At 65.9% G+C, this 258-nt stretch carries 1 protein-coding gene; it reads right to left on the bottom strand.

The genetic code is table 11. The annotated features are described in order from the left end of the window. On the bottom strand, positions 1–258 hold a 258-nt coding region (locus tag Q5762_RS38930), incomplete at both ends, for an MFS transporter (RefSeq protein WP_315897043.1).

The raw sequence follows: 258 nt of genomic DNA, 5'->3' as shown, positions 1-258 counted from the left end.
CCAGCAGCGCCATGATCGCCGCCGCAATGGCACCACTCCCCTGCAGCGCCCGCCCGACGATCACACCACCAATGGTGTCCGCCATGGCGGCCACGATACTGCCTGCGGCAAAGATCAGCAGGCCAATGGCGATCACGCGTTTCCGGCCGATCCGATCCGACAGCAACCCGAACGGAATCTGCAGAACCGCCTGAGTCAGGCCATACACACCGAGCGCCAGGCCAACCAGAAGCGGCGTCGCCCCTTCCAGGGTGTCGG

This window comes from Streptomyces sp. P9(2023) (genome assembly GCF_032436795.1).
GTDB lineage: Bacteria > Actinomycetota > Actinomycetes > Streptomycetales > Streptomycetaceae > Streptomyces.
This window is presented reverse-complemented; position numbering and strand designations above follow the sequence as displayed.